Genomic DNA, 24,388 nt, shown 5'->3' on the forward strand with positions numbered 1-24,388 from the left:
TAATAACAGAATGGTATGAATATTATCGAACATTCAGATTAATTTATTCTAAGGGTAATATTTCATTACTAATAGGCAACTTATCTGAATGACGAGTAACTTGACTAATCACGTGGCGGTGGCGGTGGCATTTGTGACCAATCCACATTAATGAATTTATTGAATTCTTTTTTAAAGGCCAATGTAACGGTTCCTGTTGGACCATTACGTTGTTTCGCAATGATAATTTCGATCATATTTTTATTCTCAGATTCTTTATCGTAATAATCATCACGGTATAAAAACGCAACAATATCAGCATCTTGCTCAATACTTCCCGATTCACGTAAGTCACTCATCATTGGCCGTTTATCCTGTCGTTGCTCAACACCACGAGACAACTGTGATAACGCAATAACAGGTACCTTTAATTCACGGGCTAATCCCTTTAAGGAACGAGAAATCTCTGATACCTCTTGCTGACGGTTTTCTCCTGGCTTGCCGCTCCCCTGAATCAACTGTAAATAATCAATTAAGATCATTCCTAGTCCATTCTCCTGAGCTAAACGACGACATTTTGCACGGATTTCATTGATACGTACACCTGGAGTATCATCAATAAAAATCCCTGAATTCGATAAACTACCCATTGCCATAGTTAGTTTACCCCAATCTTCTGTAGTTAAAGCACCTGTACGTAAAACTTGTGCATCTATATTTCCTTCTGCACAAAGCATACGCATGACCAGTTGCTCTGCACCCATCTCTAAAGAAAAGATTGCAACATTTTCACGAGCTTGTACAGCAACACTTTGCGCGACATTCAATGCAAAGGCTGTTTTCCCTACAGATGGACGAGCAGCAACAATGATTAAATCGTTGCGTTGAAAGCCTGCAGTAATGTTATCTAAATCACGGAAGCCAGTTGGGATACCCGTTACTTCTCCCTTTTGTGATTGCAGTTGCTCAATATTATCGAAAGTTTCCACTAGCACATCTTTAACATGCTTAAAGTCACCTGCATTCTTTCGATTGGCAACCTCCATCATTTTCTTCTCTGCCTCGCCTAATAATGCCTCTACTTCGTCTTCACGCGTATAGCCGTCCTCGACAATTTTCGTTGCCACTCGAATCAATCGACGTAAGAGGGCCTTTTCCTCAACGATTTTGGCATAATGAGCGACATTGGCAGCTGTAGGGACAGCATTGGCGAGCTCTAGTAAATAAGAAAGCCCGCCAACGTCCTCAATCTCTTTTTTAGCTGATAATTCTTCTGTAACTGTTACAACATCTATCGCTTTTCCTTGATCACTCAAGCGCAACATCGTTTCGAAAATTTTCTTATGGGCATTTAAATAAAAATCATCTGCCAATAAAATTTCTGATGCTGTTATTAATGCCTGTGGCTCAAGGAAGATAGCACCGATAACCGATTGCTCCGCCTCCCGGTTATGCGGTGGAACGCGGTCCATCATCGGTTCACTCATGGATTGTCGCTCCTTATTCTTCCGTTACATGTACTTTTAACGTTGCTGATACTTCATGATGTAGTTTTACAGGAACATTTGTAAAGCCAAGTGAACGAATCCCATCAGGTAAAGTCATTTTACGTTTGTCAATTTTAATGCCGTGCACTTTTTGTAATGCATCAGCAATTTGCTTTGTAGATACTGAGCCAAATAAGCGGCCACCATCACCTGATTTTGCTTTTAGCTCAACTGTTAGTGCTTCTACTTTTTCCTTTAATGCTTGTGCTTCAGCTAATTCGGCAGCAGCATTTTTGGCCTCTAATTTCTTTTGCCCCTCTATTTGGCTTAAAGCTTGCGCATTTGCTTCCGCTGCATAGCCATTCTTGATTAGGAAATTTTGTGCATAGCCATCAGCTACGTTTTTAATTTCACCTTTTTTTCCTTTTCCTTTAACGTCTTTTAAAAATACTACTTTCATTAGTCAGAACTCCCTTCAAAGACCTCATTTATGGCCTCTTCTAAATGTTTTTTCACACCATCGATGGATTTAGCATCTATTTGGCAGGCAGCATTCGTTAAATGTCCACCACCGCCAAGCCTCTCCATAATTAGCTGTACATTGACCTCGCCAAGTGAGCGTGCACTTATACCAATTTTGCCATCTGCCCGATGTGCAATGACAAAGGATGCACTAACATCCTTCATCGTTAGTAAAATATCTGCTGTTTGCGCAATTAAGACAGAGTCATACACTTTTGATTCCTCACCTACAGCAACAGCTACTCCTGGTTTTACGAACTTAACTGTTTGCACAATTTTGGAGCGCTCTATATATGTGTCCACGTCCTCCTTCAAGAGACGTTGGACCAATACTGTATCGGCACCATTTGTTCGTAAGTAAGAAGCTGCTTCAAATGTACGTGCTCCTGTTCGAAGTGTAAAGCTTTTGGTATCAACGATAATACCCGCTAGTAATGCAGTAGCTTCTAGCATATTAATTTTTGCACGCTTCGGCTGATATTCTAGTAACTCTGTCACTAGCTCTGCTGTGGACGACGCATATGGCTCCATATAAACGAGTGTAGGATTTTCGATAAAGTCCTCACTTCGACGATGATGGTCGATTACAACCACCTTTTCAGCTAATTTCAATAGGTGTGCATCAATTACTAAATTCGGCTTATGTGTATCAACAATAACGAGCAACGATTTCTCAGTCATTTTACCAGCGGCTTCCTCTGGTGTAAGGAAATTTTCATAGAAATCTGATTTACTCTCTATTTCATTCATTAATCGTGTAACGCTACCATTTAATTCATCAAAATTGATAATGACATAGCCCTTTACATCATTCATTTGTGCCATTTTCCGTACACCTACAGAAGCACCAATGGAGTCCATGTCAGGATTTTTATGTCCCATAACAAACACTTGGTCACTGTCTTGAATTAAATCGCGTAATGCATGTGAAATAACGCGCGCTCTAACACGTGTACGTTTTTCGACTGGATTTGTTTTTCCACCATAGAATTTAAGTTTTCCAGTAGGTTGCTTTATCGCCACTTGGTCTCCACCACGTCCTAATACAAGATCAAGACTTGATTGTGCCAACTCACCAAGCTCCACTAATGAGGATGAACCAGCTCCTACCCCAATACTTAATGTTAATGATAAATTCTTTTGAGCTGTTTTTTCTCGAATGGTATCTAATATAGCAAATTTTTTCTTTTCTAGCTCCGTTAAAATGGATTCATTTAATACTGCTAAGAAGCGATCAGATGATATTCGTTTGACAAACACACCATGCTCTGCAGCCCATTCATTGACAATTGAAGTAACCATTGTGTTGGTTAAACTACGTGGTTGATCGTCCATGGCTTGCGTAATTTCATCGTAATTATCGACAAACAATATAGCGATTACTGTACGGTCTGCATAGTATTGCTTTTCAATGGCAATCTGTTCAGTTATATCAAAGAAATACAGTAGTCGTTCCTCTTTTTTATAATAAACACGATATTTCCGATCACGTAGTGTAATCGTCGCCTCATTAGTCTCCTCGGTCTTCATTAATACATAGATGTCATCCGATATATTTACAATACCTTCTCCAACTAATGATTCCATATTTAAAATGCCTTGCATATATGGATTAGACCATTCGATTTCATACTGCTCATTAACCAGCAGTATCCCAATTGGCATTTCAAGCAGTGCCTCTTCCCCTACTTTTTTCATACGGAAGGAGATAGATTCAATGTGCTTTTCTGTTTCCTCAAAAGCTATCTTCTCTACTTTCCATGTGTAGGCCATCAGTAAAACAAAACCTACACCATAACCGATGCCTATCCCGATATTCCAAATACATAGAAGCACGAACGTCACAGTTCCAAATATGGAAAGAACAAAAAGCGGATAGCGAATTGGTCGTTTTCTAAATGTCCCCATTACAATCAGCCCCTTATTCTTTAGTCTTCCCCTTTACAAGTGAACGTACGTCAAAACCTAAATCAACAATACCGAGTAAGATCATAAAGGATGATAATGGAATTGCTAATAAAGTGGCTACCCATTTAACTCCATTTGGCATCCCCTTTTTAGAGATAAAATAATGGATAAAAGATATTCCTTGTAAAATCAGTAACAACCATAAAATATAAGAAACATTTAATACAATAATATCTAGTGTAGAGCCAGCCTCAGGACGCATGAATAAATTAATACATAAAACAATCATGTAATACCATAAAATAGAGCGTGGTAATCTCATATTTTGGAATGGAGCAAATTTTGGAACATCTACCCCTAGTCGTTTTAGAGCTGGTAAATTGACTGTAATGATAATAAATGCAGCAAAAAATGCTGAGATTGTTATCGTTGCAGGCATAGTCAGTTCAATTGTTTTAAACATTGCCTCAAGCTGCTCTGGATTAATGGCTACTTGGCCTGTGACATTCTTCGCAAATTCATTAGATTGCTCATAATTTTTACGTGCCATCTCTAAACTCATGCTGATGAAGTCAATCCCTGAAAGCTTTACATAAGCAACATAAACAATTGCCATTGAAAGGAGATTAGCAATCCCCGTTGACATAAATAAATAAAGCTTACTCTTCTTCAAATAAATGGCGTTACCCATAACGACACCTACTAACCCTAAAATAAAGGCAAATGGCAGCATGGATATTCCACTCGTTATAGTGGTTAGGATACAGCCTACTATTGCTACGAGTATGGATGTGGAACGCTTGTAATTTGCGCTATACCAAGCAATCGGTAGTGGAGCGAATAATAAAGCTACTATAAAGATGAATGGTACATATGCAGAAATTAACATTAAGATTGTAAAAAGTGCAACCATCATTGAGCCTTGTACAAGCGCTTTTGTTTGATTATTCGGCATTGAAAACCTTCCTTTTTTTCAGTCAAACTTACTACCCTTTATTGTACCATTTTTTCATAGTATTGAACAAAAATCACTTAGATCACTATGTACATTGTCATTATTTTTTCAATTTTAATTCGAACTTTTACCTAAGTAGCTGATAATTTTCTTTTTAACCATAACAAAAAATCAGCATACCCGATACGAATATCGTAATATGCTGGTAGTTAAAATTGATGTAAGATCAGTTACCTTAATGTCATCAATCTTATTTATCTTCTGCTACGAATGGAAGTAATCCCATGATACTAACTAATTTAACTAAATTCAACATAAATTCCGTACCCAACAATACTACCAAGAGTAATAAGTATCCTCGTCAATGTTTGGTTTCTAATCTATCCTATAGATTTTTCTACTAGTTTTTCTTTTCTCTAGTTAACTTGGTTCTTTGTACAGTAGTATTATCATCTCGATTATTTTAATTAAGCTTTAATGAAATAGAATTTGATTCTTGAGTTACAACAATATCTTGTTGTTCAGAGCTTCCATCTGTATATTTTACAATTACTTTGATTATTATGTCGTCATCTATTACCAAATTGCCATCATGAGGAATTGCAAGTGAATATTTATATTTATCCTGTTCATTATACTTAACCGTATAGGTATTTCCAATTTCCTTTGTACCATTGTATATATCTGAACCAGGCGAACTTCCAATCATAAATATCTTTTCTGATAATAACCAGTCTTTGTCTGTATATTCTTTAGCTGTAAGTGTAACATCCTCTATAAACTTGCCTTTGCTAATGGTATAAGTGATTGAGTCGATATGTTCGCCACTTATATTTAGCATAAGCTTTGTAAAGATTAAATTACCTACATCTCCAGTTATATCAGTTGTACTACCTCTAGCTTCAGTTGATAATTCAAAAGTAGCTTTATCTGATGAAAGTTTGGTATTAGGCTGATTCGCATTATCACTCAATGCATAAGCTGTGATTGTAAAATTTGCGACTCGAAAGTTTTCGTTATTATCTAAAAATGGAATACCTATCATAATTAACAATAGGAATCCAAATGCACAAGCTACAGAAATCCGCCCTTTAAAATTTTTCTTTTCTATAATATTGCAATTCTTTTTCACACGATTTTTCATAGTTTTTGACATTTCAATAGAATTAACAGCTTCTTTAATCTTATCAAAGTTCATATTTCATTCTCCTTTCGATATCATAAGCTCTCTTCCACGTTGTAATCGCTTTTTAACTGCTGAAGTAGTAATGGCAAGTATTTTTGCTATTTCATCTACTTTATAGCCCTCTACATAATAAAGTAACAATACAATCTTATGTTTATTTGGCAATCTCATAAGATGTTCGATTAAACCATAGTTTTCATCATCCTTACAATATAGTTGCAAATCATTGATATCCATATGTTTACGAATAATATTGTACCTTCTCATATTCTTGCAACGATTTGTAGCAATAGTAATCAACCATGCTTTCTCATGTTCTGAATCGTTAAATGGTGTAGATTTAGTTAGATAGGTAATAAAAGTGTCTTGTACGACATCCTCTGCGTCATTCTCATTGCATAGAATAACAAGACACATTCTAAAAAGCATATTTCCATATTTATCAACAATTCGTTCTATATCTAGTTCGTTCGACCAAACTAATTGTTGCAACATCCATCAACTCCTTTCACTTATAACACACATGAAATTACCATTTGGTGACATTTTATATAAAATAATTTTAGAAAATAATCTTACCTAAAAACTGCTCGATGCATAAAAATTGGAAAAATATTTTCCAATAGTCTTCTATCCGAATCTAATCTTATTATATTGTGTAATTAAGAATGTCATTTTAGGTACCTATCGTTGATCCTTTGCCATATCTATCGTTCCTTAAATAAAACAAGCCCACCGAATAGGTGAGCTTGAAATAATTTTACATTTGATAATTTATTCAACCCAAGCAGAAACTGTTCCCCTGTAATGTCCTCTCCAAGTGCCATTTGTAAGCTTTTCCGTTTTGTAAAGATTTATCCAATTTTTATACCATTAACATATATTCTAGGGGGTAAATATATGTTAATGATTAGATGAAAATCATTGAGTTGCGTATGCAGCTCTTTTTTTCTTATTGAACTAACCTGGTGCTTTAAGTTCAATAACGATCTTCAACAATCGTGCACGATTGTTGAATAATCCTAACTTTCCTTTATAGCAACAATATTTGAGAAAACAGTATAAATAAAAAAAAGCACCACAAAGGTTATGAAAACCTTGTTGTGCTTTTATTAATAAATAAATTTTATTTATCTTCTGCTACGAATGGAAGTAATCCCATGATACGAGATACTTTGATAGCTGAAGTTAATTTACGTTGGTACTTAGCGCTAGTGCCAGTTACGCGACGTGGTAAAATTTTACCGCGCTCAGAGATGAATTTTTTTAATAAATCTACATCTTTATAGTCGATATGCGTAATGTTATTAGCAGTGAAGTAGCAAACTTTACGGCGTTTGCGGCCTCCGCGACGTGGTGCCATAGTGTGTCTCCTCCTTATCTTTTTTTATCATTTAGAAGCATTAGAATGGAAGATCATCCTCAGATACTTCTATTGGCCCTTTGCTATTCGCAAATGGATCCTCATCTACACGTGTATAATTCGGCTGATTCATAGGTGGTTGATTTTGCTGATACGAATCGCCGCCATAGGAACCCTGCCCTGGCATAGCGCCACCAAACTGTTGTTGTGGTTGACCACCGCCATATGACGGTTGGTTATTACCGTAAGTTTGTCCACCATATTGAGGAGCAGGAGCACCGCTACCATTACGGGGTTCTAAAAACTGTACGCTATCCGCCACGACATCTGTTGTGTATACGCGCTTACCATCTTGTCCTTCATAACTGCCTGTCTGGATACGACCTTCTACCCCAATTAAACTTCCTTTTCGCATGAAGTTCGCTAGGTTTTCAGCCTGTTTACGCCAAGCAACACAGCTAATGAAATCAGCTTCGCGTTCACCTTGTTGATTTGAGAATGCACGGTTTACAGCTACTGTAAATCTTGTAGACGCAACTCCATTCGGTGTATAACGTAGCTCAGGATCTTTTGTTAGTCTTCCAACTAATACGACACGGTTAATCATCAGAATACAACCTCCTTTTCAGCGTTTTGTAAAAAATTAATTATTAAGCTTCTTCGCGAACTGCAATGTGGCGAATGATGTCTTCGCTGATGTTAGCAAGACGTGTATACTCGTTGATTGCATCTGAAGTAGCGTTTACTTTTACGATTTGGTAGTAACCTTCGCGGAAGTCTTGAATTTCATAAGCTAAGCGGCGTTTGCCCCACTCTTTTGATTCGATGACTTCTGCACCGTTAGAAGTTAACATTTCGTTGAAACGTTCAACTAAAGCTTTCTTCGCTTCGTCTTCAATGTTCGGACGTACGATGTACATTAATTCGTATTTTCTCATCTGTTTACACCTCCTTATGGACTTAGGCTCTCCTAATTAAGGGAGCAAGGAGCAAGTAATTAATTATTACTCACATCAATGAATTGTAACATATAGGTACATGTCTTTCAAGTCACAAACTAATAATTCGTTATATAATGGCAGTATATTTCATTATCTATGAAAGGAGTGCCTTCATGTTAACCAACGATAAGGAGCCTATCGTTATCGAATTAGATTTAAAGAAGTTAATGATTGACAATCTTGTGATGACAAGTGGTCTTGTCATATTATTTATTGCCATCCAATATATTTGCTTTAAAGATTTCCATTTTTCTTTTTGGAAGATGATTGGTGGCACAGCACTATTTGTTGTGCTGTATATAATTTTTATTATCCTACACGAGGCTTTTCATTTAATTGGCTTTATGATTTTTGGCAAAGTTCCCTTTAAAGCTTTGAAATATGGCGTAAATTTAGAGCAAGGTATTGCCTATGCAACTACTGAGCAACCTCTCCCCAACCATGCTATGAAAAAAGCTTTATTACTGCCATTCTGGATGACTGGAGTACTCCCAACCATTGTTGGGTTTTATCTTAATAGTACTGTTTTAATATTGATAGGGGCGGTGTTAATAGCTGGAGCTGTAGGCGATTTTGCCATGTATAAAGAGCTACGCAAATATCCACGTAATGCTATCGTACAGGATGATCCTAAATTACCAAAGCTGTATGTTTATCTATTGCAGGAAAAGGATCATCATTAAAGTAAGACTACATAATTAAATAGAATCTGTAGATTAGAAATGAACAACTACAGATTCTATTTATACTTTAAGGAGTTAAAAATCCATGCTGGGCTGCTGTATATAAGTTTCTCCAAATACGGTTAATCGTAGATGTTTCTGTAATGGCATCCATACCGAGACTGCGTATTAAATTATTCGCTATCTCTAAGCATGCAGTAGCTATATCCTTAGCCAATTGAGTAAATTGTGATAATTCCTCTTCCGTTAATTGTTCACCTTTTTGATGCTGTTGCCAAAAGACAGATAATGTTGCATAAAACTGTTCCTCGCATTGCTTGAAACGTTTATGCTGCTGCATCCATAAAAATTGGAAGGCTCCAATTCGTTCAGTTCTGCTTCCATCATGATTTCGTTGCTTCATTAAAGCAAAAGCTTCTTCTAAAAAATTCTCTGTCATCCCAAGACAAACGCCTAAAAAAGAAGCCTCTGCAAAAGTGGTAAATGGAAAGCTATGTACTGAATTGCTATAATCATTTCTGATGACCCCTAATTGAAAAGTAGCTTCCTGTGGTACCCAAACATTGTTTACACGGATTGTATGACTAGCTGTTGCCTTTAAACCCATTGCAGACCAATCATTCAAAATTTCTACATCATGTGGATTTACTGAGCAGCTAATAATTTTTTCGGTTTTGATACCATCTTCTTCAATTAAACAATTCATCGTAAATGTTGATGCATAATTAGAGCCACTACAATACTTCCATTGCCCTGTTACATAATAGCCTCCAATTGTTTTTACAGCTATCCCTGTTGGATATCCACTACCTGCTATAACTGCTTCTTTAGGAGAATAGATTTTTTCACAAATTTCCTTACTGAATGTTGGAATAAATGCGTTTCCACCTGTACCAATAGTAATGAGCCATCCAAAATTGCCATCAAGTGCAGACATCTGTTGAAATATCTTTACACCTTCTACTAAATTTAAATCCATACCACCTAATTCTCTTGGCGTGAACAATTTGAATAATCGTTGTTCATAAATATAATCTAAGACATCTTGTGGTAGCATCCCCAGTTGCTCAAACTCTAAACCACGTTCCTTAATTTGCACAGGATTCATTCATAAGTCGCCTCCATACATTAAAAATTCTGATAACGATGCAATCGAAAAAGGGCAACCATTTTAGATTGCCCTTGTAAGTTTTTTATACATTAAAGCGGAATAACATAATATCGCCATCTTGTACTTCATATTCTTTACCTTCAAGACGTACTTTACCAGCTTCCTTAGCCGCTGCTTGAGAACCTGCCTCAAGAAGATCATCATATGCCACTGTTTCTGCACGAATAAAGCCGCGCTCAAAGTCAGTATGAATAATACCTGCACATTGAGGTGCCTTCATTCCTTTACGGAACGTCCAGGCACGTACCTCCTGTACACCTGCAGTGAAGTAAGTAGCTAGACCTAATAAGTCATAAGAAGTACGAATTAGTTGATCTAAACCAGATTCTTTAATTCCTAATTCTTCTAAGAACATAGCTTTTTCTTCATCATCTAACTCAGAAATTTCTTCTTCAATTTTTGCACAAATAGTAATGACCTGTGCACCTTCAGCGGATGCATACTCACGTACTTTTTTCACATACTCGTTGTTGTCTGCATCTGCTACTTCATCTTCTGAAACGTTTGCTACATAAAGCATTGGTTTAATTGTTAGCAGATGAAGACCTTTAATTACCTTCAATTCATCATCTGATAACTCAGCTGCTCTAGCTGGTTTACCGTTTTCTAGTTGCTCTTTAATTTTTAGAAGCACTGGCTCCTCTAGCATAGCCTCTTTATCTTTTTGTTTCGCCATTTTGCTAACTCGTTGTAAACGTTTATCCACAGATTCTAAGTCAGCTAGTGCAAGCTCTAGATTAATAACTTCAATATCGTCAATTGGATCTACTGCACCAGAAACGTGAGTAATGTTTTCGTCTACAAAACAACGTACTACCTGACAAATTGCGTCTACTTCACGAATATGAGCTAGGAACTTATTTCCTAATCCTTCACCCTTGGAGGCACCTTTAACAATTCCAGCGATATCTGTAAATTCAAATGCAGTTGGCACAGTTTTTTTCGGTACCACTAATTCTGTTAATTTATCTAAACGTGCATCAGGTACTTCAACTATACCAACGTTTGGATCGATCGTTGCGAATGGATAGTTTGCAGCCAATGCGCCCGCTTTTGTTATTGCGTTAAATAATGTTGATTTTCCAACGTTAGGTAAACCAACGATTCCAGCTGTTAATGCCATGGATGGACACAACCTTTCTATACTCAGTTCAAATTTTCTCTCATATAACCTTATCTATTATATTGATTCACCCAGAAAAAGTCTAATATGCCTGATGTTACGACTCTTCCGCAGAAAATAAAACCTTTTTCATTTTTTTCTCAAATTCACGACGTGGAATCATGACACTATGCTGACATCCTTCGCATTTGATACGTACATCCGCCCCCATACGAATAATTTTCCATTTGTTGGTACCGCATGGATGTTGTTTTTTCATTTCAACAATATCATTTAAACCAAATTTTTTTGCCTCCATCTTACACACTTCTCCCCTCATCTTTGCCATAGAACATCATTTTTGGATAGACCATTGGTATATTATTTTCTTCAAAGAGTTTCGTAATATCGCGGCGTATGGTACGTGCTACTCCATATTGTTGCTGCGGTAATGTTTCAGCAACTATACGAATGGTTACTTCTGTCCCTTTAACATTTTGCACACCTAGAAATACTGGAGCTGCAATTAATTCTTTATGCATCTTAGGCAATGTCTCTAAATACTTATTAATAATCCCTTCTGCTTTCTCAAAGTCAGCATCCGTGGCCATTTGTAAATCTATAAAAATTTTGGAGTTGTTAACAGAATAATTGACGACTTCGCCTATGGCACCATTGGGAATGATGAACTGTTCACCAGTAGCACCATTAATTTTTGTTGTACGTAAGCCAATTTCTACAACTGTACCTTCTGCAGCATTTATTTTTATATAATCGCCTACACCAAACTGGTCTTCAAAAATAATAAAGAATCCAGTAATAACATCCTTTACTAAGCTTTGAGCTCCAAAACCTATTGCTAAACCAACAATTCCTGCACCCGCTAATAAACCTGCTACCTTTATATTTAAGGAAGAAAGTATACCAATGATTGCAGAGAAATAAACGACATAGGAAATCACGCTTTGTAATAATCTTGAAATTGTTCGTTGGCGTCGGTCTGAGTGGCTCAATGGTGAACGCATACGGATTAAAAACACTTTTTTAATAAATTTTTTACCTAATTTTACAGCGATCCACGATACTAATAGAATGAGCAAAATTTCTATAGATGCATCAATAACCTTTTCCCAAAGATCCTCAGATGTGAGCTTGTCCCAGTATTTCTCCATTAACTTTTTATTCTTTTCCATCATTACCACCTCTTGAATAACTTGCTAAAAATTTGCGTATACTGCATAAAAATTGAGCACTTCTAAAAATAAAAAGAAAGTGAGTTTTTTTATGAATACTATACCAAATTTGTTACTACCTTATTCCCTTCATCATGAGAGTAAAAATGCTGTTTGGCAATTAAGTACATTATTTTTAGAACATATACCGTTTCATCATGAAAGACTAATTTTTTGTTGTATTGGCAGTGACCGATGTACGGGTGATACACTTGGTCCATTAACTGGTAGCTTTTTAAAAAAATCTGTTAGCTTTCCTTATGAAATTGTAGGTTCCTTAGAAGATCCTTTACATGCTCTAAACCTAGATTCTACAATGCAACAGCTACACAATCATACTACAAAACCATTCATTATTGCGATTGATGCCTGTCTCGGCAGTGAGCAAAATGTTGGTCATATTTCAGTTCAAAGTGGACCCATTTTTCCTGGAAAAGCTGTAAAAAAAGAATTACCCCCAATTGGAGACATTTCCGTGAAAGGAATCGTCAATATTGGAGGCTTTATGGAAATGCTTGTTTTACAAAATACCAGACTTCATATTTCTTATGCAATGGCTGAAAAGCTTTCAAGAGCATTATTACTAGCTGCTCATCGTTATTCACTAAAAAATGTAAAAGATAGCCACCATAATACCAACAATGACGATACCTGGCAGCAAGTTAGCAGCTTTGATCTTAGCTAAACCTGCAATGTTTAACCCTATTGCCATAATCATAACCCCGCCAACAGCCGTCATTTCTGTAATGAACATTTGTAGTGCGGCATCAGGGATAAAGGAACTTATAACACCTGCAAAAAGAGCAATTAATCCTTGATAAACAAAGACAGGTATAGCGGATAGCATTACACCTATACCTAATGTCGATGCTAGAATAATGGATGTAAATCCATCTATTAATCCTTTAGTAATGAGTACATTATGATCATTACGAAGACCACTATCAAGAGCACCTATAACAGCCATTGATCCTACAACAAAAATTAGTGAGGCAGTGACAAAGCCCTCTGCTATGCTAATTTGATTTTGGTCATCCCTTTTTGTACGAAATAAACTCTCTACCCATTTACCAAGACGATTCATTTGTTTATCTAAATCTAACCACTCACCTACTACTGTACCTACCACTAAACTTACTACCAATATAATAAAATTATCACTTTCAAAGCCCATTTTTATCCCTAATAATGTGACGGCTAAACCAATAATAGAAAGAACCGTAGATTTCATAGATTCAGGGATATTTTTAAAAATGCGCCCTACTAATGCTCCTACTATAATTAACACAGCATTTATCAATGCCCCTAGTAATACCACACTTAAGCCTTCTTTCTCTCTAAAAAATAGAGAGCGCCTATTTGCTTGGCGCTCTGATTAAGTTATAGAAATATTATTTTATTCTTCCTGTATGTTTAATATTTCCAATATTCGCTCTAAATCATCTTCAGAATAAAATTCAATTTCTATTTTCCCTTTATTGCTTGTTTTCTTTATTTGAACATTTGTTCCAAAGTAGTCTCGTAATTGAGACTCCTTTGCAGTTACAAAGATATCTTTTTTCTTAGGAGGGATTGTTTCACGTGAAACTTCTTCATTTAAGTTTTGCACTAATAATTCAACTTGACGTACATTCAATCCTAGATTTATTACCTTATTAGCCACTTCTGATATTCTTCTTTTATTTTTTAAGCCGAGTAATGCCCGTCCCTGCCCCATCGATAAAGTTCCATCATTCATCAATTTACGTACATCTTCTGGTAATGCCAGTAGCCGAACGTGATTGGCAATATGTGGTCTACTTTTTCCTAATCGCTTCGATAACTCCTCCTGAGTTAAATGTAAGTTTTCCATTAAACTCTGATAGGCTTCTGCTTCTTCAATAACAGTTAAATCCTCACGTTGGAGGTTTTCTAAAATAGCAAGCTCCATCATTTGTGCATCTGATAGCTCTTTTATAATGACAGGAATAACCTCGAGGCCAGCTAATAGACAAGCTCTGTAACGACGCTCTCCCGCAACAATTTCAAACTTGCGTGCTTTTTTACGTACAGCAATTGGCTGCAAAATTCCATGTTCTTTAATAGAATCAGCTAATTCTTGTAAACTTTCTTCATCAAAAATTTTACGTGGCTGAAATGGGTTCGCAACAATTAAATCTAATTGGATTTCTTCCACTTGACCACTGTGTTCTAAAGACTCTCCTGGAAATAATGCCCCAATACCCTTTCCTAGACCTTTAGCCATTTTTAATCACTTCCCTCGCCATCTCTAAATAAACTTCTGCACCTCTAGATTTTGCATCATAAGTGATGATTGGTTGACCATGACTTGGTGCCTCACTTAATCGCACATTACGGGGGATTATTGTTTTATATACTTTATCTTGGAAATATTTTTTCACTTCCTCAATAACTTGTAAGCCTAAGTTTGTGCGTGCATCTAGCATTGTTAATAAAACGCCATCGATGTAAAGCTGTTGATTCAAATGCTTTTGAACGAGGCGAACTGTTGATAGTAATTGACTTAACCCTTCCAATGCATAATATTCACATTGTACAGGAATAATAAGCGCATCTGAAGCTGTTAACGCATTGATTGTTAAAAGCCCTAAAGATGGTGGACAGTCAATAATTATATAATCGAAATCCTCTTTCACATTTTGTAAGGCATGTTTTAAACGTACTTCTCGGGAAATAGTCGAAACCAATTCAATTTCTGCACCTGCAAGTGAGATTGTTGCTGGCACGATAGATAAATTTTCTACATTTGTTTTTTGAATGACATTTTGAACATCTTCATCATCAATGAGCACATCATAAATGCAACCCTGTATTTCCCCTTTATTAATACCAAGTCCACTTGTTGTATTCCCCTGCGGATCAGTATCAATTAAAAGCACTTTCTTACCTAAGTATGCTAGGCAAGCGCTCAAATTGACCGAAGTTGTTGTTTTACCTACGCCACCCTTTTGATTGGCGATTGCTATAATTCTACCCATTTAAAAGCACCTGCTTTCATCTATCAAAGTTTACTTTGACAAATCATTTGTAAAATCACTATTTAATCCGCTATCTAACTTTCATTCTATCAAAAAATTTGAAGAGAGTTGTATAAAATATTAAGAATAAATACAAAAAAGGAGATATCTCTATAAACCTTCTGAGATATCTCCCTTGTACAGTGATAAATTTGATCATAAATTATTTTTCCAAAATAATTTATTACACTTTTTTCTTTTTAGGAATCTTCACTGTAATTTGATAGTATTCTTCTGTATCTTCTTCTTCTGTTTTCACCGTAATCCCACTTTTCGTTACCATCGTTAACGACTGTTTGATGGTATTCAAAGCAATACGCACATCTTTACTTATAGCTTTACGTTTCGGCCTAGCTTTCTTTGGAATGGATTCTTCCTGCTCATCAGCTACAGGATGTAATATAGCTTGGATTTGCTCCTCTAACTGTCGCACATTCCAATCATTTTCAATTGCTAGCTGTAAAATTTCTAGTTGCAATGGTTGATCTTTAATAGCAATTAACGCACGTGCATGTCGTTCAGATATTTTCCGCTTCAAAATAGCTTGCTGTACTTCATCTGGCAGCCTTAATAAACGTAATTTGTTGGCTACAGTGGATTGTCCTTTTCCAAGTCTTTGGGCAAGTGCTTCCTGTGTTAGCTCATGAAGCTCTAATAATTTTTGATAGGCTACCGCTTCTTCAATTGCAGTTAACTCTTCACGCTGCAAGTTCTCTATTAACGCAATAGATGCTGTTTCCTTATCAGTTAAATTACGTACAATAGCAGGGACCTCTGTCCATTGTAGCTTTTTCATCGCTCGATAACGACGCTCACCAGCAATAATTTCATATTGATTGTCTGATGTTTTACGTACAACAATTGGCTGAATCACACCATGTGTATGAATGGTTCTTGATAATTCTTCAATTTTTTCATCATCAAAAATAGTACGTGGCTGAAAACGGTTAGGTACAATTTGATCAATAGGCAACTTTATGACTTCTTCCGCTGCATGAACCGCCTCTGCTTGTTCTACTTCATTTTTCACAATAGGCTCTGTTTTACTTCCGCCTCCAAAAAAACGTGAAAAAGGACTTTTCATCCAAGTGGCACCACCTTTAAGTAACTATCTTGCTCTGTGTCATTCTATTATTATTTATTATATTTCTTTAAATGTATATAGTTCATAGATGTCTTTTGCGTGAACCATCCATAACTAGTATGTATGCTCAAAATAGAAAAAATATTTTCCACTTTGAGAAGTTTCACATGAAACACTAATTATTGAATCGGTGTTTTATTTGGTACACCTGGCTTACGCGGATATTTTTTCGGTGTTCCTTTTATTTTATCAAATATATATAAAATGCGTTCACTTTCTTCAACAGGTAGCTTGAAAGAAAATTCCTCTCTCAGTTTAACACCTAATGTTGTTAAAGCTTTTTTAGCATCCTTTAGTTCTTCTGCCCCAGCTGCGGCTTTTAAAGCAACAAAATATCCATCTTGTTTTGCTAAAGGTACACATAACTCTGCTAGAACTGATAAACGAGCTACAGCACGTGCTGTTACTACATCAAATTGTTCACGGTATTTTAAATTTTGGCCAAACTCTTCCGCTCGAGCATGTACAAAATGCATATTCTCTAATTGTAACTCATCACTTAAATGATTTAAAAAGGTAATTCTTTTATTTAAAGAGTCGACAATTGTAACTTGTAAATGTGGGAAACAGATTTTAATTGGGATACTTGGGAAACCAGCTCCTGCCCCAACATCACAAACAGTTATGACTTTTGAAAAATCAAAGTAAAATGAAGGACTAATCGAATCGAAGAAATGCTTTAAATACACGCCTTCTAAATCTGTAATGGCAGTTAAATTCATCTTTTCATTCCACTCAACAAGTAATTCAAAATACTTTTTAAATTGAGCAATCTGTATATCAGAAAGTTCGATACCTTTCTCTTTCAGAGCCTCAATAAATTGTTGTTCGTTCATGTAAAGTCTCCTTTGTTGATCTAGCTATACAACTCCAACTAATAGTATAGCCTTAAAAATAGGAAGCGGGCACAATGGTATGCCCGCCTCTTATTCACTTTACTGTTGTTGATGATCAGCTGCTTACTTTCGCAATTTTACCTTGTTCAATATAAACAAGCAGAATTGAAATATCAGCTGGATTAACACCAGAAATACGAGAGGCTTGCGCAATAGACAGTGGTGTAACTTGTTTTAATTTTTGACGCGCTTCTGTTGCTAAACCTGAAATAGCATCGTAATCAATATTCTCAGGAATTTTTTTGTTTTCCATTTTGTGTAGTTTCTCTACCTGTTGCAATGCTTTTTCGATATAGCCTTCATATTTAAGCTGAATTTCAATTTGTTCTTTCACTTCATCCGCTAATTCGATTTCTGCCGGAATTAAAGAAGCAATTAACTCATAATGCATTTCAGGGCGTTTTAATAGATCTGCACCACGAATACCGTCTTTTAATTCACTACCACCAACAGAGCGAATAACAGATTGTGTCGCTTCATTTGGCTTAATAATGACTTCACGAAGACGTGCAATTTCATTTTCAATCAGCTCTTTTTTCTCATTGAAACTAGCATATCTTTCTTGTGGAATCATCCCCATATGATAAGCTAACTCTACTAATCGTAGATCTGCATTATCGTGACGTAATAGTAAACGATACTCTGCACGAGATGTTAATAAACGATATGGCTCATTTGTTCCTTTAGTCACTAGGTCATCGATCAAAACGCCAATATAAGCATCCGAACGGCTTAAAATTAATTCGTCTTTACCTAGTACATTAGCAGCAGCATTCATGCCCGCCATTAAGCCTTGTGCGGCAGCTTCTTCATAGCCAGATGTACCGTTAATTTGACCTGCTGTATATAAGCCTTTAATACGTTTGGTTTCTAAAGTTGGCCATAATTGTGTTGGCACAATTGAATCGTACTCAATAGCATAACCAGCACGCATCATTTCCGCATTCTCTAAGCCAGGTATAGATTTTAGTAAACGTGTTTGAACATGCTCTGGTAGGCTTGTTGACAAACCTTGAACATAAACCTCACGTGTATTGCGGCCTTCTGGCTCTAAGAAGATTTGGTGTCTTGGCTTATCATTAAAACGTACAACTTTATCTTCAATAGATGGGCAATAACGTGGACCTGTCCCTTTAATCATCCCTGAATACATCGGTGAAAGATGTAAATTTGCTTCAATAATTTCATGAGTTTCAGGGCTTGTGTATGTTAACCAGCAAGGTAGCTGATCCATGATGAATTCAGTCGTTTCAAAACTAAATGCACGTGGAACATCATCTCCTGGTTGAATCTCTGTTTTGTCATAATTTATTGTACGATTATTCACACGTGGTGGTGTACCTGTTTTAAATCGAACTAGATCAAAACCTAGCTCTTTTAAATTATCAGCTAAGCGAATTGACGGTTGTTGGTTATTAGGTCCACTTGAATATTTAATATCACCAATAATGATTTCACCACGTAGGAAAGTACCTGTTGTCACGACAACTGTTTTAGTACGATAAACGGCACCAATTTGTGTAATGACCCCTTTTACTTCCCCATCCTCAATAATTAACTCTTCAACCATTCCTTGATGGATTGTTAAGTTTGGTGTTTCCTCTAATACTCGTTTCATTTCTTGTTGATACAAAACTTTGTCCGCTTGAGCGCGCAATGCACGTACAGCTGGGCCTTTCCCTGTATTCAACATTCGCATTTGAATATGCGTTTTATCTATCACTTTCCCCATGACGCCTCCTAAAGCGTCAATCTCACGTACGACAATTCCTTTGGCAGGACCACCAATAGATGGATTACATGGCATAAATGCAATCATATCTAAATTGATTGTTAGCATTAATGTGTTAGCACCCATTTTAGCTGCGGCATGTGCAGCTTCTGAACCTGCATGACCAGCACCAATCACAATCACATCAAACGTGCCTGCCTCATATTTTGTTGGCATGCTCGTACCTTCCTTTCTTTCTGAAAATTATTTTCCTAAACAGAACTGAGAAAATAGTTGATTGATGAGGCTTTCTTGAACAGTATCACCAATGATTTCGCCAAGTATTTCCCATGTTCTTGTTACATCAATTTGTACCATATCAACTGGTACACCGTTCTGTGCAGCTGCTATTGCATCTTCTACCGTTGCTTGTGCTTGGTGTAGAAGGGCAATGTGTCTTGCGTTTGAAACATATGTTAAATCGCCCGCTTCGATTTGTCCCTCAAAGAACAATGCAGCAATGGCTTCTTCTAGCTCTGTAATACCTTCCTCTTGTAGCAGAGAAGTTGTTACAATGCGATGCTCACCAGCTAATTCTTTGACACGAGCCAAATCAATTTTTTGCGGTAAATCTGTTTTATTGACAATAACGATGTAATCCATCGCTTCAATTGTTTCGAATAGACGCTCATCCTCAGCAGTTAATTCATCTGCATAGTTTAATACAAACAGAATTAAATCAGCTCCACGAAGAGCTTCCCGTGAGCGTTCTACTCCAATTCGTTCAACAATATCTTCTGTTTCCCGAATACCCGCTGTATCCACTAAACGAAGTGGAACACCTCGGACATTGACGTACTCCTCTATAATATCACGAGTAGTCCCTGCAATATCTGTCACTATGGCCTTATTTTCTTGTACTAAGCTATTTAATAGTGAAGATTTTCCTACATTCGGACGTCCTAAAATAACTGTTGATAATCCCTCACGTAAAATTTTTCCTTGAGAAGATGTTTGCAAAAGTTTTATAATTTCATTTTTTACCCATGTACATTTCTCTACTAATACAGGTACAGTCATTTCTTCTACATCATCATACTCTGGATAATCTATATTAACCTCTACTTGGGCTAATGTCTCTAGTAAAGCTTGGCGCAAATCACCAATAAGTCTCGATAATTTTCCATCCATTTGACCCAGCGCCACATTCATCGCACGATCTGTTTTAGCTCTTATCAAATCCATTACTGCTTCAGCCTGTGATAAATCAATACGTCCATTTAAAAAGGCACGTTTTGTGAATTCACCTGGCTCAGCTAATCTTGCTCCATTTGTTAAAGCAAGTTGCAACACGCGTTTGACTGAAACTAATCCACCATGACAGTTTATTTCAACTACATCCTCACGTGTGAATGTTTTTGGCCCACGCATCAGTGATAGCATTACTTCCTCTACTACCTCATTAGACTTAGGATCGACTAAATGTCCATAATGAATAGTGTGCGAATCTTTCGTTGTTAAACTTTTACCCCCGGGTGATTTGAATATTTTGTCTGCAATCGTCACAGCCTCGTCTCCGCTTAAACGAACGATGGCTATGGCACCTTCACCCATCGGTGTGGATATCGCAGCAATTGTATCGAACTCCATTTAATGACCTCCTCAACGTTATCCACATGTGGATAATCAAAACCGACCAATACTTACTAACACCTTAGACTAACATATTTTCAGCAAAATCTAAAGTAAGGATCATTTCCAAATGTGGATAAAATCAATTTTTCGCTAATCCTATTTTCGACAAAATTTGCTATGTTTCATTAAAAAAGGTCATTTTATCTAAAAGATAAAATGACCTTTCAAAATATATTGTCTGTATGATTATGTGAAACCGTCTAATTATTTTTTACTGGTTCTATTACTAAATAACGATTAGGCTCCGTACCTTCTGAATACGTTTCAAGATCTAGACGATTTGCTAATTGATTATGAATTATCTTCCGTTCGTAAGACGGCATTGGTTCAAATGCCACACGTTGATTTAAGCGTAATGCTTTATCCGCCATTCGATCCGCAAGTAATTCTAAAGCTACTTGTCGACGCTCGCGATAGTTTTCTACATCTAGTTTCACCATTAAGAACTGCTTTGCGCTTTTATTTAATACGAGTTGCGTTAATTGCTGTAAGGAATTTAATGTTTGACCTCGTTTCCCTATAAGCAGGGCAGCTTTCTCGCTTTTTAGTTGAAATAATACATATTTCCCTTCGCGTGTCGTAGCAATTTCAAGATCATGAATAGCCAATTGTTCAGCGATACTACTTAAATAAGCCTTTGCCTCTTCAATTGGATTTGCGGAGTCTCCATCCTCAGCTTGTTCTTTAACGACTTGTTGAACTTCTTCCATTTCACTTGGTTGTTCAGAAACTTGTGAACTTAGTGTTTCAACATCATCTACTTCTATTGGTTCATATAATTGAGTTACTACCTGCAATTGCGCATTGTCGCTTTCAATTGTCGGAACCTGAACTTCTTTTACTGTTACACGTACCTCTGCAGAACGTGCCCCAAAACCTAAAAATCCTTTTTTACCTTCTTGTAAAACTTCAACATCTACTTGTTCACGGGTTTTGCCAAGTTTCTGTAACGCCAATGAGATCGCTTCTTGTGTTGTTGCGCCTATTTGCGTAAGTTGTTTCACTTTTTAGCCCCTCCATTTTGAGCAGGTTGTGTTTTATCTTTATTCCAAGGTTTATAAATGTACAAGTTTTGGAAAATCGAAATAATGTTTCCGATTACCCAGTATAATGATAATGCAGCTGGTAAGGCCATACCAAAACCAATAATCATGAATGGCATAATATACATCATAATTTTCATTTGAGGATTATCCATGGCTGGTCCTGTACGTAATACGATAAATTGCATTAAGCCAGCTGTAATAGCTAATGCAGGTGCAGGATCTGCTAGCGGGAAGATAAAGAAATTCCCTAAATCAAATGTTGATGTTGCATTCATACGGCTAATTGCATGATAGAAACCAATTAAGATTGGCATTTGAATGATTACTGGTAAGCATCCTGCAAGAGGATTTACTCCAGATTCACTCATTAACTTCATCATTTCTTGCTGATATTGTTGTTGTGTCTGAGCATCCTTAGAAGCATACTTCTTTTGCAGTTCCTTCAATTTTGGTTGAATTTCTTGCATCTTTTTAGAACTCTTTGTTTGTTTGATCATCAATGGCAAAATTGCTAAACGAATAATAATCGTTACGGCAATGATCCCCCATGCATACGTACCTAGTAGATCAGCAAAGTATTTTATTGCTGATACCAACGGCCAAACAATGAATTCATTCCAGAAGCCTGTGCTATCTTTGGAAATTGGTTCATTGAATTCTGTACAACCAGAAAGTAGTAAGGCTACCGATACTAGTGACAAAATTACCCAATGTTGTTTTTTCAACCTTCTTCCCCCTACAATTACTATTCACTTTTTCTTATTCTATATGCTTCTTTTTGTACCGACAGTTTCCTATCACATAATCGGTTAAATGTCAGTAGCCTTATCTTTATTTCAGTCCACTTTTGAGAGTCCAAGATGAAGATAAAGTTATCAGTTATTTTATCATGCCAATAACATTCACTCTACTAAATATTCTAACTGCACACACTTATTCCTAAGATAAGTTGTGAATTTTACATATTTTTAAGCGAAAACTCCCGCCTTAAATACCCCCATGTGTATAATTCCCTTATATATAATTTTATGCAAAATTATATATTATCTACTCTATTGCTAACAGTACAGGCGTAATTTCACCACTTGGTTGCATACATTACACTTTTTTCATTACCTTTGCGATTCGTAGTACATGCTGCAAACTTTGTTTCACTTCATGAAAATCCATAGTGGCCGCCGGATGTCTGGCGATAATAACATAATCCATATTCGGCTTTAGCTCATCTTTTAATTCATGAATACTTTGTCGAATATAGCGTTTTACTTGGTTGCGTGTTACCGCATTCCCAAGCTTCTTACTAACTGATAAACCTACACGAAATTCCGTTTGTCCCTCTTTTACTAAAAAATAAACAACAAACTGACGATTAGCGAAAGATTTACCTTTTTTAAACACCTTTTGAAAATCATCATTCTTCTTCACTCGTTGGCGTTTTTTCATTTCTTTCACCTGCTATTAGATAATATCTTTTGATCCTCATTTCTAGGTTTACCAAAAATAAAGAAAAAAAAGACCACTGATGTGGCTCAGTGGACTTATTTTATGCTGATAAAACTTTTCTTCCTTTACGACGACGAGCAGCAAGAACTTTGCGACCGTTTTTCGTGCTCATACGTGCGCGGAAACCGTGTACTTTGCTGTGCTTACGTTTTTTTGGTTGGTAAGTACGTTTCATTTATATAGACACCTCCTGATATGAGTTGAATTTTTCAACATACAGACTCGAATATTATATAAAGTATCTAGTTATTTTGTCAATGAATTTCACAAATTTCTTTTAATCCGTCGAACTATCTATATATTCTTTCTCAATTTCCTAGTGTTCGGATCTCTACTAGAAATAATTTTTCTACATAAACATAAAAAATATTTATCCACAGAGTACTTGTTTTTTTCACACAGAGTTGTGTATAGTATTTTTTGCATTATTTTTTATCCACAACATTTATCTACAGGTTTCTCACATAAGCAGTGCTTGTGGACAACTATAAAGTGCATAACTGCAAGCTATGTGGATAAGTTTCACAAACTATTGAAATAGCTTTGTTTTTCTGATACGATTACTGTGCTTCACTTTGTTGAAAACTAAAACGAACATTTTAATTATCCACAACTGTTAATATGCTGTGGATAATTTTCATCACAGCCTTTGGTTAACTTTTATCCACAACTTGTGATTATGTGGACGAGTTATAAAATGAACGTATTTACAATTCTATAAATGCGATTTTTTTTTGTATTGAACACTGTAAAGGAGATTAGCAGC

General features: G+C 36.3%; 26 protein-coding genes. 2 read left to right on the forward strand and 24 right to left on the reverse strand.

Features of this window, described 5'->3' with window-relative positions:
- Positions 1 to 104 precede the first annotated feature (104 nt).
- The 9 genes from dnaB to rpsF form a co-directional block, all read right to left on the reverse strand.
- A complete protein-coding gene (gene dnaB, locus L6W14_RS22810) occupies positions 105 to 1,466 on the reverse strand; it encodes a replicative DNA helicase (protein WP_004233370.1) in 1,362 nt (453 codons plus the stop codon).
- A 13-nt stretch (positions 1,467 to 1,479) separates the two neighbouring features.
- On the reverse strand, positions 1,480 to 1,926 hold the full coding sequence (gene rplI / locus L6W14_RS22815; protein ID WP_004233368.1) for a 50S ribosomal protein L9: 447 nt from the start codon (positions 1,924 to 1,926) through the stop codon (positions 1,480 to 1,482).
- The gene (locus tag L6W14_RS22820) at positions 1,926 to 3,896 is read right to left on the reverse strand and encodes a DHH family phosphoesterase (RefSeq protein WP_004233367.1); all 1,971 of its coding nucleotides are present in this window, start codon (positions 3,894 to 3,896) and stop codon (positions 1,926 to 1,928) included. Before L6W14_RS22820 ends, rplI begins: the two co-directional genes overlap by 1 nt.
- A 13-nt stretch (positions 3,897 to 3,909) precedes the next feature.
- The gene (locus tag L6W14_RS22825; RefSeq protein WP_066038355.1) at positions 3,910 to 4,851 is read right to left on the reverse strand and encodes a YybS family protein; all 942 of its coding nucleotides are present in this window, start codon (positions 4,849 to 4,851) and stop codon (positions 3,910 to 3,912) included.
- Positions 4,852 to 5,314: 463 nt separating this feature from the next.
- Complete coding sequence (locus L6W14_RS22830; protein WP_131521728.1) at positions 5,315 to 6,049, reverse strand: hypothetical protein; 735 nt, start codon at positions 6,047 to 6,049, stop codon at positions 5,315 to 5,317.
- Positions 6,050 to 6,052: 3 nt separating this feature from the next.
- A complete protein-coding gene (locus tag L6W14_RS22835) occupies positions 6,053 to 6,532 on the reverse strand; it encodes an RNA polymerase sigma factor (protein WP_237898968.1) in 480 nt (159 codons plus the stop codon).
- Between the two features lie 631 nt (positions 6,533 to 7,163).
- On the reverse strand, positions 7,164 to 7,400 hold the full coding sequence (rpsR, locus tag L6W14_RS22840) for a 30S ribosomal protein S18 (RefSeq protein ID WP_012296211.1): 237 nt from the start codon (positions 7,398 to 7,400) through the stop codon (positions 7,164 to 7,166).
- A gap of 40 nt (positions 7,401 to 7,440) precedes the next feature.
- On the reverse strand, positions 7,441 to 8,007 hold the full coding sequence (ssb, locus tag L6W14_RS22845) for a single-stranded DNA-binding protein (RefSeq protein WP_048395233.1): 567 nt from the start codon (positions 8,005 to 8,007) through the stop codon (positions 7,441 to 7,443).
- 43 nt (positions 8,008 to 8,050) lie between these two features.
- Positions 8,051 to 8,338, reverse strand: a complete 288-nt coding sequence (gene rpsF, locus L6W14_RS22850; protein ID WP_016992320.1) for a 30S ribosomal protein S6 — start codon at positions 8,336 to 8,338, stop codon at positions 8,051 to 8,053.
- 176 nt (positions 8,339 to 8,514) lie between these two features.
- Between rpsF and L6W14_RS22855 the strand changes: the two genes are divergently transcribed.
- Positions 8,515 to 9,084, forward strand: a complete 570-nt coding sequence (locus tag L6W14_RS22855) for a DUF3267 domain-containing protein (protein ID WP_131521726.1) — start codon at positions 8,515 to 8,517, stop codon at positions 9,082 to 9,084.
- A 67-nt stretch (positions 9,085 to 9,151) separates the two neighbouring features.
- Here the strand turns inward: L6W14_RS22855 and L6W14_RS22860 are convergent, their stop codons facing one another.
- The 4 genes from L6W14_RS22860 to L6W14_RS22875 all read right to left on the reverse strand — a co-directional run bounded on the left by L6W14_RS22860 (position 9,152) and on the right by L6W14_RS22875 (position 12,550).
- Positions 9,152 to 10,192: an acyl-CoA dehydrogenase family protein gene (locus L6W14_RS22860; RefSeq protein ID WP_131521725.1), complete on the reverse strand. Its 1,041-nt coding sequence runs from the start codon at positions 10,190 to 10,192 to the stop codon at positions 9,152 to 9,154.
- An 85-nt stretch (positions 10,193 to 10,277) separates the two neighbouring features.
- Entirely contained in the window at positions 10,278 to 11,378 is a 1,101-nt protein-coding gene (gene ychF, locus L6W14_RS22865) for a redox-regulated ATPase YchF (RefSeq protein ID WP_131521724.1), read from the reverse strand.
- A 97-nt stretch (positions 11,379 to 11,475) separates the two neighbouring features.
- Positions 11,476 to 11,676, reverse strand: coding sequence for a DUF951 domain-containing protein (locus L6W14_RS22870; RefSeq protein ID WP_048395226.1), 201 nt, complete (start codon positions 11,674 to 11,676; stop codon positions 11,476 to 11,478).
- 1 nt (position 11,677) lies between these two features.
- Positions 11,678 to 12,550 (reverse strand): mechanosensitive ion channel family protein, encoded by an 873-nt coding sequence (locus tag L6W14_RS22875; RefSeq protein WP_131521723.1) that lies wholly within the window; start codon positions 12,548 to 12,550, stop codon positions 11,678 to 11,680.
- A 91-nt stretch (positions 12,551 to 12,641) separates the two neighbouring features.
- On the opposite strand from L6W14_RS22875, the gene yyaC reads away from it, so the two are divergent.
- Positions 12,642 to 13,274, forward strand: coding sequence for a spore protease YyaC (yyaC, locus tag L6W14_RS22880; protein WP_131521722.1), 633 nt, complete (start codon positions 12,642 to 12,644; stop codon positions 13,272 to 13,274).
- Here the strand turns inward: yyaC and L6W14_RS22885 are convergent.
- The 11 genes from L6W14_RS22885 to rpmH form a co-directional block, all read right to left on the reverse strand.
- On the reverse strand, positions 13,194 to 13,907 hold the full coding sequence (locus L6W14_RS22885; protein ID WP_131521721.1) for a DUF554 domain-containing protein: 714 nt from the start codon (positions 13,905 to 13,907) through the stop codon (positions 13,194 to 13,196). The two genes, yyaC and L6W14_RS22885, sit on opposite strands and share 81 nt — an antisense overlap.
- A gap of 78 nt (positions 13,908 to 13,985) precedes the next feature.
- Positions 13,986 to 14,834, reverse strand: coding sequence for a ParB/RepB/Spo0J family partition protein (locus tag L6W14_RS22890; RefSeq protein ID WP_048395218.1), 849 nt, complete (start codon positions 14,832 to 14,834; stop codon positions 13,986 to 13,988).
- Complete coding sequence (locus tag L6W14_RS22895; RefSeq protein ID WP_048395216.1) at positions 14,827 to 15,588, reverse strand: ParA family protein; 762 nt, start codon at positions 15,586 to 15,588, stop codon at positions 14,827 to 14,829. The genes L6W14_RS22890 and L6W14_RS22895 overlap by 8 nt, the downstream gene beginning before the upstream one ends.
- A 223-nt stretch (positions 15,589 to 15,811) precedes the next feature.
- Complete coding sequence (gene noc / locus L6W14_RS22900; protein WP_131521720.1) at positions 15,812 to 16,711, reverse strand: nucleoid occlusion protein; 900 nt, start codon at positions 16,709 to 16,711, stop codon at positions 15,812 to 15,814.
- A 179-nt stretch (positions 16,712 to 16,890) separates the two neighbouring features.
- On the reverse strand, positions 16,891 to 17,607 hold the full coding sequence (gene rsmG, locus L6W14_RS22905; RefSeq protein WP_066038358.1) for a 16S rRNA (guanine(527)-N(7))-methyltransferase RsmG: 717 nt from the start codon (positions 17,605 to 17,607) through the stop codon (positions 16,891 to 16,893).
- A gap of 115 nt (positions 17,608 to 17,722) precedes the next feature.
- Positions 17,723 to 19,615 (reverse strand): tRNA uridine-5-carboxymethylaminomethyl(34) synthesis enzyme MnmG, encoded by a 1,893-nt coding sequence (mnmG, locus tag L6W14_RS22910; protein WP_237898970.1) that lies wholly within the window; start codon positions 19,613 to 19,615, stop codon positions 17,723 to 17,725.
- A 27-nt stretch (positions 19,616 to 19,642) separates the two neighbouring features.
- The gene (mnmE, locus tag L6W14_RS22915) at positions 19,643 to 21,028 is read right to left on the reverse strand and encodes a tRNA uridine-5-carboxymethylaminomethyl(34) synthesis GTPase MnmE (protein ID WP_131521717.1); all 1,386 of its coding nucleotides are present in this window, start codon (positions 21,026 to 21,028) and stop codon (positions 19,643 to 19,645) included.
- 245 nt (positions 21,029 to 21,273) lie between these two features.
- A complete protein-coding gene (gene jag / locus L6W14_RS22920; protein WP_237898971.1) occupies positions 21,274 to 22,077 on the reverse strand; it encodes an RNA-binding cell elongation regulator Jag/EloR in 804 nt (267 codons plus the stop codon).
- Positions 22,074 to 22,844 carry a membrane protein insertase YidC gene (yidC, locus tag L6W14_RS22925; RefSeq protein ID WP_025115704.1) on the reverse strand — a complete coding sequence of 257 codons (771 nt, stop codon included), beginning with the start codon at positions 22,842 to 22,844 and terminating at the stop codon, positions 22,074 to 22,076. The genes jag and yidC overlap by 4 nt, the downstream gene beginning before the upstream one ends.
- A 373-nt stretch (positions 22,845 to 23,217) precedes the next feature.
- Positions 23,218 to 23,562, reverse strand: a complete 345-nt coding sequence (gene rnpA / locus L6W14_RS22930) for a ribonuclease P protein component (RefSeq protein ID WP_048395204.1) — start codon at positions 23,560 to 23,562, stop codon at positions 23,218 to 23,220.
- A gap of 100 nt (positions 23,563 to 23,662) precedes the next feature.
- Positions 23,663 to 23,797, reverse strand: a complete 135-nt coding sequence (gene rpmH, locus L6W14_RS22935; protein WP_004233310.1) for a 50S ribosomal protein L34 — start codon at positions 23,795 to 23,797, stop codon at positions 23,663 to 23,665.
- Positions 23,798 to 24,388: the final 591 nt, after the last annotated feature.

It is taken from the genome of Lysinibacillus sp. ACHW1.5, assembly GCF_022014815.1.
Lineage (GTDB): Bacteria > Bacillota > Bacilli > Bacillales_A > Planococcaceae > Lysinibacillus > Lysinibacillus capsici.